The 3,542-nt window shown below is 70.0% G+C and carries 3 protein-coding genes and 2 pseudogenes; 2 read left to right on the top strand and 3 right to left on the bottom strand.

Translation table 11 applies throughout. The features are described from left to right. A pseudogene (locus tag AB0M20_RS32600) lies at positions 1-229 on the bottom strand (hypothetical protein); the annotation flags it as partial. 103 nt (positions 230-332) lie between these two features. Between AB0M20_RS32600 and AB0M20_RS32595 the strand changes: the two are divergent. Then, entirely contained in the window at positions 333-1,028 is a 696-nt protein-coding gene (locus AB0M20_RS32595) for a response regulator transcription factor (protein ID WP_364304177.1), read from the top strand. Then, entirely contained in the window at positions 1,021-2,160 is a 1,140-nt protein-coding gene (locus AB0M20_RS32590; RefSeq protein ID WP_364304176.1) for a HAMP domain-containing sensor histidine kinase, read from the top strand. The genes AB0M20_RS32595 and AB0M20_RS32590 overlap by 8 nt, the downstream gene beginning before the upstream one ends. 69 nt (positions 2,161-2,229) lie before the next feature. Here AB0M20_RS32590 and vanX read toward each other — a convergent pair. Together vanX and AB0M20_RS32580 are read right to left on the bottom strand one after the other, a co-directional pair. Continuing rightward, positions 2,230-2,835: pseudogene (gene vanX / locus AB0M20_RS32585) on the bottom strand (D-Ala-D-Ala dipeptidase VanX); the annotation flags it as partial. After that, positions 2,825-3,542: ATP-grasp domain-containing protein (locus AB0M20_RS32580; protein WP_364304175.1), on the bottom strand; the 718-nt coding region annotated here is incomplete at its 5' end. The pseudogene vanX and the gene AB0M20_RS32580, both read right to left, overlap by 11 nt.

Raw genomic sequence — 3,542 nt, 5'->3', positions numbered from 1 at the left:
CCAGCGCCGACGCCAGCCGCAGGACGACCAGCGAGCCGCCGCCGAGCCGGTCCAGTCCCGCCGCCAGCAGCGGCGCCAGCAGCGGCTGATCCGCATAGCCCCATGCCGGGTGCCGGCCGGCGATGACGAAGTACAGCTCGTCGCGGTGCCAGCCGTACCTGGGGCTGGTCAGCACCAGGAGCACCACCAGCGCGGCGGCCACATACCACTCGGGGCGGATTCGGCGCACGAAGGCAGGCTAGCGAGGCCGGCGAGGGCCGTGTGCCCCCTTTTCCGCCCCGTACGTGGTTTCCGTATGCCGACGATATGCGGCGGCCCCTACCGTCGGGGGCATGCGTGTACTGGTCGTCGAGGACGAGCCCTACATGGCCGGAGCCATCCGCGACGGCCTGCGCCTGGAAGCGATCGCGGCCGACATCGCCGGCGACGGTGACGCCGCTCTGGAGCTGCTGAGCATCAACTCCTACGACATCGCCGTGCTCGATCGCGACATCCCCGGGCCGTCGGGCGACGAGATCGCCGAGAGCATCGTCGCCTCCGGCAGCGGGATGCCGATCCTCATGCTCACCGCCGCGGACCGTCTCGACGACAAGGCGACCGGGTTCGAGCTCGGCGCCGACGACTACCTCACGAAGCCGTTCGAGCTGCAGGAACTGGTGCTCAGGCTCAGGGCACTCGACCGCCGGCGCGCACACAGCAGGCCGCCGGTGCGGGAGATCGCGGGCCTGCGGCTCGACCCGTTCCGCCGCGAGGTCTATCGCGACGGCCGCTACGTCGCGCTCACCCGCAAACAGTTCGCCGTGCTCGAGATCCTCATCGCCGCCGAGGGCGGTGTGGTCAGCGCCGAGGAGCTGCTCGAACGGGCCTGGGACGAGAACGCCGACCCGTTCACCAACGCCGTGCGCATCACGGTCTCGGCGCTGCGCAAACGGCTCGGCGAACCGGGGATCATCGCGACCGTGGCCGGCGTCGGCTACCGGATCGACACGGGACACGGCATCGCACGAGAGGGAGGTGGCCGTGGATAGGGCGCCCGGTTGGAGCGTTCGCCTCAAACTCGCGCTCAGCTACGCGGGTGTCGTCATGATCGCCGGGGCCCTGTTGCTCGCCGTGGTGTGGGTCTTCCTGCTGCGTTACGTCCCCGAGGTGATCGAGCCCGCCGTGGGCACACCCGGGCCGGAGTTCGGCGACCGGCGACCGTCGGTCTACTCGCCCATGTTCATCCCCAACCGCTACGACCTGTGGCGCGCCTTCGCCCCGAAGGCCGCCGCGGTGCTGGCGTTGCTGCTGCTGTTCGGGCTCCTGGGCGGGTGGCTGCTGGCCGGTCGCATGCTGGCGCCGTTGAGCCGGATCACCCGGGCCACCCGCCTGGCCACCAACGGATCGCTCTCCCACCGGATCCAGCTGGACGGCCGCAAGGACGAGTTCCGCGAGCTCGCCGACGCCTTCGACACCATGCTGGCCAGGCTCGAAGCGCAGGTCGCCGAGCAGCAGAGATTCGCCGCCAACGCCTCACACGAGCTGCGTACGCCACTGGCGATCACCCAGACCCTGCTCGAGGTGGCCCGCAACGATCGGAGCAGCGACACCGGCGAGCTCGTCGACCGCCTGCATTTCGTCAACACCCGGGCGATCGACCTCACCGAGGCGTTGCTGCTGCTCAGCCGCGCCGACCAGCGGTCCTTCACCCGGGAGCACGTCGACCTGTCCCTGATGGCGGAGGAGGCCACCGAGACGCTTCTCCCGCTCGCGGAGAAACGCGGCCTCACCCTCAAGACCTCCGGCGAGATCGCACCCACCGTCGGCTCGCACGCCCTGCTGCTGCAGATGACCACGAACCTCGTGCACAACGCGATCGTCCACAACCTCGCCGAACAGGGCACGGTGTGGGTCACCACCAGCGTTGCGGACAAGACCGTGGTGCTCACCGTCGAGAACACCGGCGATCGGCTCACCCCACAGCTGGTCGCCACGATCGTCGAGCCGTTCCAGCGCGGAACGGCGCGGATCCGCGACGGCCACACGGGCGCCGGCCTCGGCCTGCCGATCGTCCGGAGCATCGCCCAGGCACACGACGGGACGCTCACCCTCACCGCGCGCCCCGACGGCGGGCTCTGCGTCACGGTGCGACTGCCCGCCGCGCCGCCGGCCACCTCATGAGGTGAGCGCACGCCGCTGGGCGATCGCGGCCACCACCCGCGACGCATCGCCGTTCCCGCTGACCGGCTCGGCGACGGGAAAGTCGAAGTAGGTGTCCGGATACGGCTCGTCCGCCAGCGTGTAATGCCACCACTCGTTCTCGTACGCGCCGAACCCGCTGGCCCGCATGACCGAACGGAGGTGCCGGCGGTTCTGTGCCTCGATGCGCGTGATCCCGCCGGCGCCGTGATGGGAGATCGGGTCCATCAGGTCGTGGCCGCCGCCCATCGCAGCGAGTTCCCCGGTGTCCAGGCGATAGAGCGTCAGGTCGACCGTGCTGCCCCGGCTGTGGCCCGACCTGGCGGCGACGTATCCCTTCGCGAACATCTCGGCCCGGTCGATGTTCGGGTAGTGCCGCGGCTTCGTCCGGCCGTCCTCCGGCTGCTGCGACCAGCGCAGGAAACAATCCACGGCGCGTTGCGGCCGGTAGCCGTCCCAGAGGAGCAGGCCGAAGCCGAGGGCGGCGGCCGCTTCCCGGGCTCTCCGCAGCGCCGCGCACAGCGCTCTCGTGCCGACGATGCGGTTCGCCAGGTATCCGGTCACCGGCTTGCCGGTGAAGTTGTCCCAGGTGGCGTATTTGGCGTCCCAGCGGACGCCGGGCACGAACTCGTCGACGAAGACGAAATCATCGTCCATCGGCCGTACCCGCCGGGTACTCCGCCCTTGCCGGAGGCTCAGCGGCCGGCAGCAGCAACGTCAGCGAGGCCATCCGGTCGATCAGCTCGGGAAGCGGCATTCCCGCGGCGACCATCATCCTCGGGTACCGGCTGTAGGAGGTCATGCCGGGGAAGGTGTTGACCTCGTTCAGGACCACCCGTCCATCCGGCGTGAGGAACATGTCCACCCGCGCCAGCCCGCGGCAGCCCAGGGCGCGATAGATCGCCTTCGCCGTCTCCTGGACCAGTGACCGCAACTCATCCGGGATGTCCGCGGGCACCACCGGTGTCGAATTCTCGGAGCCGCGTTCCGGCTCGTTCTCCTGATGGATCCGGAAGAAGCCGTGCGACAGGGCGATCCGGTCCACCTCGCCCGCGACCAGGTCCGGGCCGTTGCCCAGGATGGCGCATCCGACCTCGCTGCCGGCGACGGCCCCTTCGATCAGCACCTTCGAGTCGTACTGCCTGGCGTCCGCCACGGCGCCCGGCAGATCCTCCTCCCGGGACACCTTGCTGACGCCGAACGACGAACCCGAACGGGCCGGCTTCACGAAGACGGGATAGGTGAGCTGGTCGGCGTCGACCTTCTCGTCGGGCGTCACGGTCCAGAACCGCGGGGTGGCGATGCCGGCGCTCCGGACGACGAGATAGGCCAGCGACTTGTCCATGCACAGGGCGGAACTCTGG

It is taken from the genome of Actinoplanes sp. NPDC051633 (assembly GCF_040681735.1).
Lineage (GTDB): Bacteria > Actinomycetota > Actinomycetes > Mycobacteriales > Micromonosporaceae > Actinoplanes.
The sequence above is the reverse complement of the archived record's forward strand: the minus strand, read 5'-3'. Positions and strand labels throughout refer to the sequence as shown.

Coding starts and splice junctions, on each gene's coding strand:
- AB0M20_RS32595 (WP_364304177.1), top strand. CDS start 333: ATGCGTGTACTGGTCGTCGAGGACGAGCCCTACATGGCCGGAGCCATC.